Source organism: Halorubrum aquaticum (assembly GCF_900113615.1).
Taxonomy (GTDB): domain Archaea; phylum Halobacteriota; class Halobacteria; order Halobacteriales; family Haloferacaceae; genus Halorubrum; species Halorubrum aquaticum.
Genome location: NZ_FOPZ01000001.1, coordinates 95,601 through 108,525 on the forward strand (window position 1 = coordinate 95,601; position 12,925 = coordinate 108,525).

Here is a 12,925-nt window from a genome sequence, read left to right on the forward strand (position 1 = left end):
AAAAACCCCGCTACACGGAGCCGAGTAAGACGGTACGAGCGACCCGACGTGCTCGATCCGTCATTCACGGCACGGTCCTCGGACACCACGATAATGGATCGATCGTCGGATCGAGAGGGCAAGACTTACACTACGATGCGGATATCCGTCGCGCATGACGGAGACCGTGGTCCTGATCGGCGGCGGCGGACGCGAACACGCGATCGCCCGGGCGCTCGCCGACGACTGTTCGCTGTACGCCTGTGCGAGCAACCGAAACCCCGGGATCCGCCGGCTCGCGGACGGGTTCGAGACGGTCGAGGAGACCGACGCGGACGCGATCGTCGCGTTCGCGACCGACGTGGGCGCGGACCTCGCGGTCATCGGTCCCGAGTCGGCGCTCGAAGCCGGCGTCGCGGACGCCCTCGACGACGCCGGCGTGTACGCGTTCGGTCCGCGAGAGGCGGAGGCACGCTTGGAGACCGACAAGGCGTACCAGCGCCGGTTCATGCGCGAGGCGGACGTGCCCGGCTGCCCGGACTTCGAGGTGTTCGACGACATGGATGCCGCCTGCGCGTACATCGACGAGTACGACGGCGACCTCGCGGTGAAACCCGCCGGTCTCACCGGCGGCAAGGGCGTCAAGGTGATCGGCGACCAGGTCACCGCCGAGGAGGCGAAGGCGTACCTGCGGGACGCCGAGTACGACCGCGTCGTTCTCGAGGAGCGGCTGGTCGGCGAGGAGTTCACGATCCAGGCGTTCGTCGCCGACGGCGAGTTCCGCGCGACGCCGGCCGTTCAGGACCACAAGCGCGCCTACGAGGGAGACGAGGGGCCGAACACCGGCGGGATGGGATCGTACTCCGACACCGGATCCTCGCTCCCGTTCATGGAAGCCGGCGACTACGAGGCCGCCCTCGACGTGCTCGACGCCGTCGTCGACGCGCTCCCCGAGTACAAGGGCGTCCTCTACGGGCAGTTCATGCTGACCGCGGCGGGACCGAAGGTGGTCGAGTTCAACGCGCGCTTCGGCGACCCGGAGGCGATGAACACGCTTCCGGTCCTCGAGACGCCCTTCATCGACGTGCTAACCGCCGCTCGCGACGGCGACTCGCTGCCGGACCTCGAGTTCTCCGGCGAGGCGACGGTGTGTAAGTACGCCGTCCCCGACGGGTATCCGACCGACCCGGACGGCGGGGCGCGGATCACGGTCGACGAGGAGAGCGTCGGTGGCGCGCTGCTCTACTACGCGAGCGTCGACGAGCGCGAGGACGGTCTCTACACGACCACGTCGCGATCGTTCGCGGTCGTCGGCCGCGGCGACTCCATCGCGGCCGCGGAGGCCGAGGCGGACGCGGCGCTGTCGGCGGCCGGCGACCGCGTCCGGGTCCGCCACGACATCGGGAAGGCCGACCTCCTCGAGCGGCGTGTCGAGCACATGGCCGAACTCCGCGAGTAGTCGGAACCGTCGGTGGAGAACGACGCCGTGGATCGAGCGGAACGAAGTGGCGAACAGGCGGTCTCGTCTCCTCACGGCGGTCGACCGCACACCCGCCCGGGCCGGCCGTGAGCCGTCGACGTGTCGTGGGGGGGCTGGATCCCCCATCGGATTTGAACCCTCGCCACGACGGCGACGGGATCCGGCGAGCTCGGCGGTGGCCCTTGCGGCGACCTCGGCAGCGAGCCTTTTAATCCCGCCCCGTGAACGGACGAGCGTGAGCGACGAGGACACGACCGACGGGGGAAACGCCGGGGCCGGCGAGAACGGCCCGAGTGCGGGATACGACACGCGCGCCGACGGGCTGGAACGTCACCGGACGGGCGGCGTTCGGAACTCGCTGTGGTCCTGGCCCGACGCGAAGTCGCCGCTCGTCGTCGTGCGCAACTACCTCGTGATCGTCCTCGCGCGGATCTGTCCGAGCCTCCGGCTCAAGAACCGGCTGCTCTCGTGGATCGGCGTGACGGTCGGAGCGGGCGTCTCGTGGGGGCTCGAATCGACGCCCGACGTGTTCTGGCCCGAGCGGATCACCGTCGGCAACGACGCGATCGTCGGCTACGACGCCACTCTGCTGTGCCACGAGTTCCTCCAGGACGAGTACCGCCTCGGCGACGTGGTGATCGAGGACCGCGCGATGATCGGCGCGGGCGCGGTCGTCCTGCCGGGCGTCACGGTCGGCGAGGGGGCACGCGTCGCCGCCAACTCGCTCGTTGCGGAGGACGTCCCGCCGCGGACGACGGTCGCGGGCGTGCCCGCGGAGGTCGTCTCACGAGCGGATGATACGCACTCGGACGACACGCACTCGAACGACGCGCGCTCCGACGACGGCGGATCCACGCCGTCGTCCGAGTAGCGGTCGTCTCGAGCAGTCGCGGTCTCAGTTCCCGTCCGCCTCGGTCTCGGAGCCGTCGGGCCCATCGGCCTCGGATCGGCCGTCCTCGTCGGCCGCGGCTTCGGCCTCGACGATGTGTGCCTCCGTGCTCACACTGTCGAGGTCGACGCCGACCTCCTCCGCGACCGCGTCGAGGACCGCGCGCTGTTCGGCCATCTCGTTTTCGAGCGCCTGGACGCGCTCCGAGGTGTCGAGAACCGTCGTCTGCGTCTCCTCGACCTCCGTCCGGAGTTCGTTGATCTTCTGGTAGGTCCGTTCCGCCTTGTCGGCGAGCGTCTGGATGCGCTTCGCCGTGTCGCCGAATCCCATACCGACTCATCGCGCCCGCGACACCTGTGTTTTTCCGTTCGTTGGCGGCGGTCTCCGTCCGCTGTGGAGCGGGTCGAGTCGGGCTCCCTCGCGAGCCTCTGACGCGACGATGGACTTTTCTCCGGACCCGACCAGCGTACGGTGTGAGCGCCGATCGGATCCTGTTGACGAACGACGACGGCATCGACGCCGTCGGCCTCCGAGCCCTCCGTGACGCCCTCGCGGACGACTACGATGTCGTGACGGTGGCCCCGACCGGCGACCGCTCGTCGGTCGGTCGGGCGCTGTCGGACGACGTGACCGTCTCGGAGCACGAACTCGGCTACGCGGTCGACGGGACGCCCGTCGACTGCGTCGTCGCGGGGCTGGACGAACTCGTCCCCGACGCGGACTGCGTCGTCGCCGGCTGTAACGAGGGCGCGAACCTCGGCTCGTACGTCCTCGGCCGCTCCGGGACCGTCTCGGCCGCGGTGGAGGCCGCGTTCTTCGGCGTTCCGGCGGTGGCGACGTCGATGTACGTTCCGGGCGGCGAGGACTGGTGGAAGACCGATCTGGAGCGAGACCAGTTCGGTCACGCCGCCCGCGCCACGCGATACCTCGTCGACAACGCCTTCGACGCCGGCGTCTTCGAGGCGGTCGACTACCTCAACGTGAACGCGCCGATCGCGGAGGGCGATACGGCTCGGATGCGGGTGACCCGTCCGTCGGACTGGTACGGCATGACCGCCGAGCACGACGGGAACGGTGGCGTCACCTTCGACGACCCGATCTGGGGGCGGATGACCGAGGCGGACGTGCCCGACCCGGTCGGCACCGACCGGCGCGCGGTGGTCGACGGCGAGGTGTCGGTCTCGCCGCTGGTCGTCCCGCACGGCGTCGCGTCGGACGGCGCGCTCGACGGACTCGCGGAGCGGTACGGGGATCAGTGACTCGGCGAACGCTCCCGTCGCGAGGTCACTCGCCGCCGTTGCTGACCGTCACCTGCGCCTCGCTGATGACGCGGTCGCCCATCTCGTAGCCGGGCTCGTACACCTCGTGGACGGTGCCGTCGGGCTGGTCGCTGTCGACCCGGAGCATGACCTGGTGGCGCGCCGGGTCGACCTCCTCGCCGGGCTCCGGCTCGATCGGCTCGACGCCCTCCTCGTCGAGCACCTCGTCGAACTTCTCGAGGGTCGACTCCACGCCGGGGCGGATGTCGCTACCGTCCTCCTGATCGAGCGCCCGGACGAGGTCGTTTCGAACCGGAGCGATCCGTTCAACGAGCGATTCCGAGGCTCGCTCGCGGATCTCCTCGCGCTTGCGCTTGGCCCGCTGCTTGTAGTTGCTGAAGTCGGCACGGACGCGCGCGAGCTTGCTCGTCAGCTCGTCGACCTCCTCGCGGCGTTCCTCGAGTTCCGACTCGAGGTCGGCCACCTCCTCGGCGAGCGCCTCGTCGTGTTCGGCGACGCGGTCGGCGAGGGCGGGCTCCGCGTCCGTCCCGTCGGTTCCGGCTTCCTCGGCCGTGTCGGCGGTATCGGCCGTCTCACTCGCGTCGGCGTCGGCGGTCGCGTCGGGTTCGCCCGGCGACTCGACCTCGACGGCGTCGTCTTCGCTCATGTCCGATCGGAGGCCGTGGGCGTGTATAAGCGTTGTAGAACGCGGCCGAACCCGCGTCCCCGACGAGTCGATCCGACCGGCGGGGAGCGCAGTCACGGGGAGTGACCGCGCTCCTCGAACGCGACCGCGACCTGCCGGGTTACTTAATCCGGCACGGCCTACGTCCGGTGATGACCGCACCGAACCGGAACACGCTGTGGGCGCGGGCGATGATCGACGAGCTCGTCGCCACGGGCGTGGACGCTGTCGTCGTCTCGCCCGGCAGTCGCTCGACGCCGTTGACGGTGGCCGCCGCGCGCCACGAGGAGCTCCACCTGTTCTCTCAGCTCGACGAGCGGTCGGCGGCCTACTTCGCGCTGGGGCGCGCGCGCCGGACCGGCCGCGTGACGCCGCTGATCTGTACGTCCGGCACCGCCGCAGCCAACTACCATCCGGCGGTGATGGAGGCCGACAACGCCCGGGTGCCGTTGCTCGCGCTCACCGCCGACCGGCCGACGGAGCTCCGTGACTCCGGCGCGAACCAGACCGCGGACCAGGAGAAGCTCTACGGCGACGCGGTCCGCCTCTACAAGGACCTCCCCGAGCCGGCGGCGAACGACCGCGCGCTCCGGTCGCTCCGGACGACGGTCGACCGCGCGGTGGCGACCGCGGAGGGCGCGGACGCCGGCCCGGTCCACCTCAACGTCCCGTTCGCGAAGCCGCTCGAGCCGACGCCGGTCGAGGGCGACGTGCCCGACGACCTCGATCCGACCGCGGCGACCGGTCGCGAGGGACCGTACGTCGACGTGACGCCCGGATCGCCGGAGCCGGAGGAGACGGCGCTCCGCGAACTCGCGGAGGCGTGCTCCGCGGACCGCGGGCTGATCGTCGCCGGTCCCGCCGATCCGCCGGGACTCGATCCGGAGGCCGTCACCGCGCTTTCCCACGCCACCGGCTACCCGGTGCTCGCCGACCCGCTCTCGGGCCTCCGGTTCGGCGGCCACACGCGGGTCGCGCCGATGATCGGGGCCTACGATGCGTACCTGTCGGCGGCGGTTGCGGGCGATGGCGGGGCGGACGACGAGCCGCCCGTCGCGGACGGCTGGACCGACCCCGAGGTCGTGATCCGCCTCGGCGCGTCGCCGACCTCGAAGCGGCTCCGGAAGTACCTCGCGGCGACGGGCGCGGACCAGTACGCGGTCGACCCCGCCGGGGAGTGGCGCGAGGCGGAGTTCGCCGCGACGGACCTCGTCGTCGCCGAACCGAACCGGCTCTGTGCTCGCCTCTCACGGCTCGTCGCCGGCGGAGGGGATCCGGAGTGGCGCGATCAGTGGGAGACGGCCGACCGGGTCGCCCGCGAGTTCCACCGGGGCGATCGGGGGGCTGGAACGGACGGAAACGGAGGGGAAAAAAGCGACGACGGGACCGACGGGTTCCACGAGGGCGACGTGCTCCGGGTCGTCGCCGGGGAGGCCCCGGACCCGTCGACGCTGTTCGTCTCGAACTCGATGCCGGTCCGCGACCTCGACCGGTTCGTCGCGCCGTCGACGACGAACGTCACCGCTCTCGGCAACCGCGGCGTCTCCGGGATCGACGGGATCGTCTCGAGCGCGCTCGGCGCGGGTTCGGCGACCACCGACGACCTCACGCTCGTCGTCGGCGACCTCGCGCTGTACCACGACACGAACGGCCTGCTCGCGGTCGCCCGCTGTGACGTCGACGTCACGGTCGTGCTCCTCAACAACGACGGCGGCGGGATCTTCCACGCGCTCCCGATCGAGTCGTTCGACCCGCCCTTTACCGCCGAGTTCAAGACGCCGCACGGGCTCGAGTTCGAGCCGGTGGCCGACCTTCACGGGCTCGAGTACGCTCGGATCGACGCCCGACCCGGGTCGGAGACCACAGACGGATCAGGGACGACGGACCCGACCGACGCGCTCGCGGCCGCGTATCGCCGCGCCCGCGACGCGGACGGCTCCCACCTGATCGAGGTCCGGACCGACGCCGAGTCGAGCCACCGGACGCGAGAGCGGCTGGCGGCGGCGGTCGAGTGCGCGGTTCACGGCGAGTGAGACGAGTGCGAGCGCCTCCGTGTGAAAACGGGCAGGTTAGTCCGGCTGCGCGTCACCGTTGCTGACATCGAGATCCGCTCAGGCGGATATGTAGCCGATCGTTCGTGTCGCCACGTCCTCGGTACGTTCGTCGGTGAGAGAAGTCATGTGGAGTTCGACCTCCGTTGCGCTGTTGAGGGTCGCGAGCGACCACGGGAGGACGTGACTCCGTTTCCCGAGCGGGTCGCCCTCGTAGTCGTCGTCTCGAAGCGTGAGCGACTCCTCGTGGTAGGCCTTCGTGGAGATCGGGACCGTGACGAGTTGGGGGCCGTGATTAGGGAACCGAGGAGCCCTCCAAAACGAGCATCGGGCGGCCTTTCTCGGAGAGCGGATCGGTCGCCCAGACGACGTCGCCGCGTTCCAGTTCACCGAACGCGGTCACCGTACCTTCTCCATGTCGTCGGTCCGCAGATCCTCGAGGCGCTCCTCGCCGTACCGTTCGTCCGCGGTCTCGTGGTGTCGGTGTAGTCGATAGGCCGATCGGAGGCGTTCCTCGTCGTCCGTGATCGCCCAGTACGGACGTTTGTGTCGCACGAGACCGCGTTCTTTCAGTCGCGAGAGGATCGCACTGACGGCGTCCGTATCCAACCCGAGCCGATCGGCGATCGTCGCCGCCTTCCACGCGCGGTCGTCGTTCTCGTCGAGAAACGAGACGATCCGCTCGGTATCGTTTCGCCCCTCGAACTCGTCGACATCGGCGTTCTCGAACTCGCTGATATCGATGGTTTCGCCCGACATGGACGGTTGTTGGTTCCGTTGGACCATAGCTATTTGGGGTGTTTGTTAGTTGGTTAAGGGTAGTTTCCTCCCAGCGGTGCGAACGTTATTAGTCGCCGACTCCCCTATCTCGGCCGTGCAGGTCGTCGGGTACGAGACGGGTGGCGTCGATGACGGAAACGGGTCCGGGAGCGGCGCGGCCGGGTCCGAAAGCGCCACTGCCGGCGGGTTCTACGTCGCCGTCGACGGCGAGGTGGAGTACGTCGACGCCGCGCCCGGTACCGAACTCGCCTACGGGCTCGGCGACCGCCGGTGTGCCGGGACGGTCCACGAGGGCGGTCACGTCCCCTGTGACGCCGCCGACGCCCCCTACTGTGAGGCGCACTCGAGCGTCTGGGTCTGTGCGCGGTGTACCGGGTCGTGTCTCAAAGACGAGATGGACTGCCACGAGGAGCACGCGATGTACCTCGCGGCGTTCGCGCCCGACACGTTCAAGGTGGGCGTCACGCGGCTGTGGCGGCTCGAAACCCGCCTCCGCGAGCAGGGGGCCGACCGGGCGGCCCACGTCCGGACGTTCCCCGACGGCCGGGTCGCCCGCGAGGTCGAGGCCGAACTCGCGAGCGGCGAGGGACTCGTCGACCGCGTCCGGGTGCCGACGAAGCTCGACGGCTTCGGCCGGGACGTCGACCGCGGGGCGTGGGAGGATCTGGTCGGCCGGTTCGACCCGGTCGAGCGGTTCGCGTTCGACTACGGGCTCGACCTCTCGGAGCGGCCGGTCGCGGAGACGATGGCGGCCGGGACGGTTCGGGGCTGGAAGGGACGGGTACTGGTGCTCGACCGCAACGGCTCCACGTACGCGGTCGACGCCCGGTCGCTGGTCGGGTACGAACTGACAGAGGAGGTGCCCGACCGAGACCTCCAGTCGAGTCTGGGCGCGTTCGGCGAATAAGTCTCGTATATCGGAGTGGATGAGGTTTCTAACACCCAGGTCGTTCGATCAGATGACGTGAGAGACGTGACTGCGGAGAACGTCTCCAAAGCCCCAGCCGCGACGACTCGCGCGACGCGTTGCGGTCCTCAGTCAGTCGTTTCACTCCTTCCTTGCGGTCCTTACATCGTCGGGCTTCGTCCTCGCGACAGCGAGGCGCTCCGCGCCTCTGGCAGCCGGCGGCAGAGCCGCCGGCGACTGCCCCTTTGAGTCCCACCCCGCCCCACGACTGCCCCGCACCTCACGCCTCCCCAGCCCCGCACCTCACGCCTTCCCAGCCCCGCACCTCACGCCTCCCCAGCCCCGCACCTCACTCCTCCCCAGCCTCGCGGCTCGCGACTCGCGGCTTCGCCGCTCGCCCCGCTCGCCGCGTCCCTCGCGTTCCGGTCGCGGGCCGAAGGCCCGCTCCCGGGCGCGCCACCGCAGTCCGATCTATAAAGCATCGTCGCCGTCGTCACCTCGCTCCGGGACCTTCACTCCCCGATCCCGTTCTCGGTGATGAACCGCCGGACGCCGAGGTACGCCACGGCCGCGAGCGCGGCGTAGACGATGACCGTGAGCGTCGTCGCGGGGGTGGCGCTGTCGATCGCGAGCCGTGCGACCGCGTTCGTCGGGCCGCCGGCCATCGCGGTCGCGCCGCCGAAGAGCACGAGCACGGCGACCGAGTAGAGGAACTGCGCGGCCCGGCGGTCGGGCGCGACCGCCGCGATCCCCGCGGCGACCCCGACGACGAGCGTCGTCAGCGCGGTCATCAGGAGGAGGACCGTCGGGACGTTGGCGACGGGCGTCCCGTTGAGTTCGAGCAGCAGGAGCCAGAGCAGGGCCTGTCCGGGGGCGATCGCGACCGCCGCGAGCGCCTTCCCGTCGACGATCTCGCCGATCGTCACCGGCGCGACCCGCAGTAGCTCGAGCGTTCCCCGGTCCAGCTCCTCGGTGATCGAGTCGACGACGAGCGACCCCGAGATGAAGACGGGGAGGAACACCAACACGGGGATCAACACCGTGTACGTGAACGTGAAGTACGGACTCGACCCGGTCGAGTCGGGCAGTGGAAGCGGGGGACGACTCAGCGAGTCCGCCCGCTCGACGCGCTCGACGCGCTCGTAGGTGCGCAGCAGGTCCCGGAGCTGGACGACGATCACCGTCGTTTCGACGGTGGCGTCGGGCGCGGTCACCGCGATGGATGTCTTCCCCGTGTCCTCTCGAGTCGCTATCGCCACCGCGTCGGCGGCGTTGCGGTCGAAGGCCGTTCGCGCCGCGGCCGGGTCCTCGTAGGGCGTCACCGACGCGCCCGGCACCTCCGCGGCGACACGTTCGAGGTCCGCGACCGCGTCGCCGGCGGCCGCGACCTCGACCTCCGCGCCGTCGAGCGCGCCGGGGTCGTACATCGAGACGAGCCCGACGACGAGGAACGAGGAGAACGCGGCGATGAACAGCTGGATGCCGATCGCGAGCAGGATCGTCTTCTCCGCCCGCAACCCGGCGATCTCCCGTTTCGCGACCGTCAGTCGGCTACCCATGGAGGCTCACCACCCCGAAGTTGTACGCGGCGTGAAGCAGCGTCGCGGCCGCGAGCGCGAGGGCGTACTTCGTCCGGTCCCGCCGCGCGCCGACGGCCGACAGCGTCGCCGTGACTCCGTGGAGCACGAGCGGCGCGAAAAAGAGCCCGGCGAGGACGAGCGGGGAGAGCCCCGAGACGCCCGCGACGGAGCCGAAGGCGGCCCGTCCGACGTACAGCTCCGTGAGCCCGACCGCCTGGACGACCGCGGTCGCCTTCTCCGCGAGGAAGAAGCCGAGCCCGGAGGCGAGCCCGACCGCGAGCGCGACCCGGTCGGTCCGCGCGAGGACGCCGCGTTCGAACCCGGCGTAGAGGTGGACGCTCTTGGCGAGCTCTTCGACGAACGCGATGACGACGAGCAGGACGGGGATCGAGACGGTGACGGGCAGCGCGAACAGCACCGCGACGGCGAGCAACTCCGCGACGAAGACGAACGGGATCGTACACGCCGTGAGGAACGCGACCGCCGCGAGCCCGCGGATCCGTCCCGGGATCCGGGCCGCGATCCCCGTCGGCGGCGACTCGCGGACGCTCTCGCCGACCGCCGAGAGCCGGACCGCGAGCGCGTCGAGGAACTTGCGCGTCACCGGCTTCTGGGTGAACAGGTCCTCCTCGCGGTAGACGCCGAGCCCGAGCCCGAAGAGGAGGACGGCGGCGATCGCGGTCGGCCCCGTCGCGAACAGGAACTCCCCGACCGAGATCGCCTCTCCTTGGAGGTCGAAGACGACGAGCGTGAGCGGCGAGATCAGCGCCACCGGCGTCACGTTCGTGAATATCGCGGGGACGAACGCGTAGGAGGTGAGGAGAACGCTCACCGCGACCGTGACGAAGGTGAGTTCCTTGAACGACCGCGCGAACACCGCGCCGACGAAGGTGGCGGCGAGGAACGTCGCCGCGATCGGGAGCACCGCGAGCACGGAGACCGGTCCGCCGCCCACGACGAGCGCGATGAGCGCCGTCACCGCGGCCGCGACTGCGACGTAGGGAAGCGTCTTTCCCGCGACGATCTCCGTCGGCGACAGCGGCGTGACGAGAAGCGGCTCGCCCCGCCGGTTGGTTCGTTCCTCGAGAACCGAGGAGCCGTACGCCTGCGCGAGGAAGTTCATCGGCACGAGGAAGGCGAACGCCAACACGAGCGACGCGAACGGGAACGGCGGCGTGATCGACCCGGGCGATCCGGCCGTGTCCGCGCCGAACGCGCCGCCGCCGATCGAGGGGACGGCGATACCGCTCGACCCGTCCCCGTCGCCGAGGGGCCACCAGCCGCCGTCGCCGCCATCGAAGGGCCACCAGCCGCCGTCGCTGCTGCCGTCACTCGCCCCGCCGTCGCCGGTCGCAGCGTCGTTCCCGCCGGCGGTTCCGTCACCGCTCGCGTCGCCATCGTTTCCGGCTCCACCGCTGCCGTCATCGGTGGACCCGCTCGTATCGGTGGTTCCGGAATCGGATGAATCACCGCCCTCGGCGTCCGATACGCCGGATCCGTCGGTACCGCCTCCATCCCCGTCACTCACGTCGCCGGCGTCCGATCCCGAACCGCCGAACGTCGCTCCGTCGTCGAGCGCCGATCCGCGGGCCGCGTATCGGAGCGTGACGGTGACCGGGAAGGCCGCGGTGTCGTTCGGCTCCGCGGCCATCAGCCGCTCGTTGTGGGCCTCGACCGCCTCCCGGAACGACGCGGCGGCCGCCTCGCCCTTCGGCGTGTCGACCGCGCGGACGAGGACGCCGGCGGGATCGCCGGCCGGACCGTCCCCGCCGCCGGCTCGAACCTCCCGAACGATCAGGTCGGCCGTCGATCCGAGCGTCGCCTCCTCGGCCGGCACGGCGGTCAGGGCGGGCTCGGCCTCGACCGCGTCCGCGTACGGCGACGCCGGGTCGACGCCGACCCGATAGACGTCGCGGTCCACGTCGAGCCCGACGACGTCGGTCGCGGCCCCCGCGCCGAGGACGCCGCCCGCGACGATCAAGAGCGCGAGCGCGGCCAAAAGCGTGCGCCGATCGACGCCGCCCGCCGCCCGCGACGCCTCCCATCGGGCGACTCGACCGACCCGCCGAGAGCGACGAACGACCCGCCGGAGCCGTCGGCTCGCGCGTCGGATCACTCAGGCCTCCTCGCTCGTCGCCGCCCCCGCGCGTTCCTCGCGCTCGTCGTCGTGGTCGCGGCGGCCGGCTTCGGACGTATCGGCGTCCCCGCCGGCGTCGGCCGCGGCGGCTCCACCGACCGCGTCGCCCTCGTCGATCCCGGGGGTCCCGTCTCCCTCGTCGATCCCGGCACCGCCCCGGCGACCGGGCATCGGTCGTCCCACGAGGTCGAGGAACACGTCCTCGAGGCTCGGCTCCCGAGTGCGGATGTCGACGACGGTTCCGCCGGCCTCCGAGGCGGCCGTTCGAACCCGCTCGACCGCGTCCATCGACGGGACGACCGTGCGGTAGCGGTCGCCGACCTCCTCCGTCCCGCCGAACGCTTCCGGGTCGGTTCCGTTGCCCTCCGCGTCGGCCCCGTCCTCCGCCGCGCCGGCCTCCGGCGGCACGTCGGTGTACACGTGGTAGGTCGTCTCGCCGTGTCGCTCGCGGATCCCGTCGACGGTGCCGCGGGCGACGATCCGGCCCTCGTTCATGACCGCGACGCGGTCGCAGACGGACTCGACGTGATACAGGTTGTGCGCGGAGAACACGACGGTCTTGCCGGCCGCCCTGAGTTCGCGGGTGAACTCCAGCACCGAGTTCGTCGTCACCGGATCGAGTCCGGAGGCCGGCTCGTCGTACACCAACACGTCGGGATCGTTCACCAGCGACCGCGCGATGGCGACCTTCCGTTTCATCCCCTTCGAGACGTCCCCGAGCCGCCGGTCGCGGTGGTCGAGGTCCAGCCGATCGAGCGCGCGTTCGATGCGCTCGTCGGCGACGGACCGGGGGACCTCGTAGAGGTCGGCGAAGAAGCGGAGGTACGACGTCGCCGTCATCTCCTCGTACAGCGGCGACTCCTCGGGGAGGAAGCCGAGGTGGTGGCGCATCGCCGACTCGGTGGAGTCGTAGCCCGCCACGCGTGCCTCGCCCGAGGTGGGCTCGATCAGCCCGGCGAGGACCTTCAGCGTCGTCGTCTTGCCCGCGCCGTTCGGACCGACGATCCCGAACACCTCCCCCTCCTCGACGGAGAAGGTGCTGTCGACGACCGCCGCGAACCCGCCGTACGTCTTCTCGAGGCCCGCGACCTCTATCATGGGCTCGGGTCCGGCAGGGACCGGGTTAAACCCACGCCCGTGGGTATCAACCGCGAGAACGTCCGGCGGATCCCCTCGTC

The 12,925-nt window shown here is 70.8% G+C and carries 11 protein-coding genes and 1 pseudogene; 5 read left to right on the top strand and 7 right to left on the bottom strand.

Going from position 1 to position 12,925, the window contains the following annotated elements:
- Window positions 1–154: 154 nt before the first annotated feature.
- Together purD and F3H10_RS00470 are read left to right on the top strand one after the other, a co-directional pair.
- A complete protein-coding gene (gene purD / locus F3H10_RS00465) occupies window positions 155–1,438 on the top strand; it encodes a phosphoribosylamine--glycine ligase (protein ID WP_149782897.1) in 1,284 nt (427 codons plus the stop codon).
- Window positions 1,439–1,781: 343 nt separating this feature from the next.
- A complete protein-coding gene (locus F3H10_RS00470) occupies window positions 1,782–2,330 on the top strand; it encodes an acyltransferase (RefSeq protein WP_223174163.1) in 549 nt (182 codons plus the stop codon).
- Between the two features lie 24 nt (window positions 2,331–2,354).
- On the opposite strand, the gene F3H10_RS00475 is transcribed toward F3H10_RS00470, so the two are convergent.
- Window positions 2,355–2,678: a DUF5798 family protein gene (locus F3H10_RS00475; protein WP_149782899.1), complete on the bottom strand. Its 324-nt coding sequence runs from the start codon at window positions 2,676–2,678 to the stop codon at window positions 2,355–2,357.
- A gap of 143 nt (window positions 2,679–2,821) precedes the next feature.
- Between F3H10_RS00475 and surE the strand changes: the two genes are divergently transcribed.
- Window positions 2,822–3,607 (top strand): 5'/3'-nucleotidase SurE, encoded by a 786-nt coding sequence (gene surE, locus F3H10_RS00480; RefSeq protein WP_149782900.1) that lies wholly within the window; start codon window positions 2,822–2,824, stop codon window positions 3,605–3,607.
- A gap of 25 nt (window positions 3,608–3,632) precedes the next feature.
- On the opposite strand, the gene F3H10_RS00485 is transcribed toward surE, so the two are convergent.
- Window positions 3,633–4,274 (bottom strand): nucleotide exchange factor GrpE, encoded by a 642-nt coding sequence (locus F3H10_RS00485; RefSeq protein WP_149782901.1) that lies wholly within the window; start codon window positions 4,272–4,274, stop codon window positions 3,633–3,635.
- 170 nt (window positions 4,275–4,444) lie between these two features.
- Here F3H10_RS00485 and menD point away from each other — a divergent pair, with 170 nt between their 5' ends.
- A complete protein-coding gene (gene menD, locus F3H10_RS00490; protein WP_149782902.1) occupies window positions 4,445–6,325 on the top strand; it encodes a 2-succinyl-5-enolpyruvyl-6-hydroxy-3-cyclohexene-1-carboxylic-acid synthase in 1,881 nt (626 codons plus the stop codon).
- Window positions 6,326–6,403: 78 nt separating this feature from the next.
- On the opposite strand, the pseudogene F3H10_RS00495 reads toward menD, so the two are convergent.
- Together F3H10_RS00495 and F3H10_RS00500 are read right to left on the bottom strand one after the other, a co-directional pair.
- Window positions 6,404–6,746: pseudogene (locus tag F3H10_RS00495) on the bottom strand (type II toxin-antitoxin system PemK/MazF family toxin).
- Window positions 6,743–7,102 carry a MarR family transcriptional regulator gene (locus F3H10_RS00500; protein ID WP_149782903.1) on the bottom strand — a complete coding sequence of 120 codons (360 nt, stop codon included), beginning with the start codon at window positions 7,100–7,102 and terminating at the stop codon, window positions 6,743–6,745. The pseudogene F3H10_RS00495 and the gene F3H10_RS00500 overlap by 4 nt, the downstream one beginning before the upstream one ends.
- A gap of 115 nt (window positions 7,103–7,217) precedes the next feature.
- Between F3H10_RS00500 and F3H10_RS00505 the strand changes: the two genes are divergently transcribed.
- Window positions 7,218–8,030: a DUF2797 domain-containing protein gene (locus F3H10_RS00505; RefSeq protein ID WP_149782904.1), complete on the top strand. Its 813-nt coding sequence runs from the start codon at window positions 7,218–7,220 to the stop codon at window positions 8,028–8,030.
- 512 nt (window positions 8,031–8,542) lie between these two features.
- On the opposite strand, the gene F3H10_RS00510 is transcribed toward F3H10_RS00505, so the two are convergent.
- The 3 genes from F3H10_RS00510 to F3H10_RS00520 are packed head-to-tail and all read right to left on the bottom strand — an operon-like array spanning window position 8,543 to window position 12,845.
- Window positions 8,543–9,589: an ABC transporter permease gene (locus F3H10_RS00510; RefSeq protein WP_149782905.1), complete on the bottom strand. Its 1,047-nt coding sequence runs from the start codon at window positions 9,587–9,589 to the stop codon at window positions 8,543–8,545.
- On the bottom strand, window positions 9,582–11,726 hold the full coding sequence (locus tag F3H10_RS00515; RefSeq protein WP_149782906.1) for a PrsW family intramembrane metalloprotease: 2,145 nt from the start codon (window positions 11,724–11,726) through the stop codon (window positions 9,582–9,584). Before F3H10_RS00515 ends, F3H10_RS00510 begins: the two co-directional genes overlap by 8 nt.
- Complete coding sequence (locus F3H10_RS00520) at window positions 11,727–12,845, bottom strand: ABC transporter ATP-binding protein (protein ID WP_149782907.1); 1,119 nt, start codon at window positions 12,843–12,845, stop codon at window positions 11,727–11,729.
- Between the last annotated feature and the right edge of the window lie 80 nt (window positions 12,846–12,925).

Coding starts and splice junctions, on each gene's coding strand:
- F3H10_RS00510 (WP_149782905.1), bottom strand. CDS start 9,589: ATGGGTAGCCGACTGACGGTCGCGAAACGGGAGATCGCCGGGTTGCGG.
- purD (WP_149782897.1), top strand. CDS start 155: ATGACGGAGACCGTGGTCCTGATCGGCGGCGGCGGACGCGAACACGCG.
- F3H10_RS00520 (WP_149782907.1), bottom strand. CDS start 12,845: ATGATAGAGGTCGCGGGCCTCGAGAAGACGTACGGCGGGTTCGCGGCG.
- F3H10_RS00485 (WP_149782901.1), bottom strand. CDS start 4,274: ATGAGCGAAGACGACGCCGTCGAGGTCGAGTCGCCGGGCGAACCCGAC.
- menD (WP_149782902.1), top strand. CDS start 4,445: ATGACCGCACCGAACCGGAACACGCTGTGGGCGCGGGCGATGATCGAC.
- F3H10_RS00500 (WP_149782903.1), bottom strand. CDS start 7,102: ATGTCGGGCGAAACCATCGATATCAGCGAGTTCGAGAACGCCGATGTC.
- F3H10_RS00475 (WP_149782899.1), bottom strand. CDS start 2,678: ATGGGATTCGGCGACACGGCGAAGCGCATCCAGACGCTCGCCGACAAG.